The organism is Polaromonas sp. P1_G1 (genome assembly GCF_056405595.1).
The window spans coordinates 1-501 of record NZ_JBFUBU010000155.1 but is presented as its reverse complement, the minus strand read 5'-3'; the positions used below and the strand labels follow the sequence as shown (position 1 = coordinate 501).

Genomic DNA, 501 nt, shown 5'->3' with positions numbered 1-501 from the left:
CGCTCACCCCTCCACTGCTCAAAATCACATCGGCCTGCGCGGCGGCACTGCGAAACGCAGCCTCCAGCGCAGCCGGTTCGTCGCGCACCACACCCAGCTCAATCACCTCGCAGCCCAGGCGGTCCAGCAGGCTGGTGACGGTGTAGCGGTTGCTGTCAAATACCGCGCCTTCGCGCAGCGGCTCGTCCACCGACAGCACTTCGTCGCCGGTGGACAAATAGGCCACACGCAAGCGCCGTACCACCTGCAAACTCTGCAGACCCAAACTGGCCGCCAGCCCCAGTGCAGCGGGCGTGAGCAGCTCTCCTTTTGGTAGCGCCACACCGCCCTGCAGCAGGTCTTCTCCGCGCAGGCGGCGGTTGTCGCCAGCTTTCAAGATGTCGGTGGGGATGTGCACCACATCGTCTTCTTGTTTTGTGAACTCCTGCGGCACCACGGTGTCCAGCCCGCTCGGCAATATGGCACCGGTCATCACCTTCAGGCATTCGCCCGCGCCCACAG

General features: G+C 64.5%; 1 protein-coding gene. It reads right to left on the bottom strand.

Going from position 1 to position 501, the window contains the following annotated elements:
* On the bottom strand, positions 1-501 hold a 501-nt coding region (locus tag AC1D1Y_RS26230; RefSeq protein ID WP_477684926.1), incomplete at both ends, for a molybdopterin-binding protein.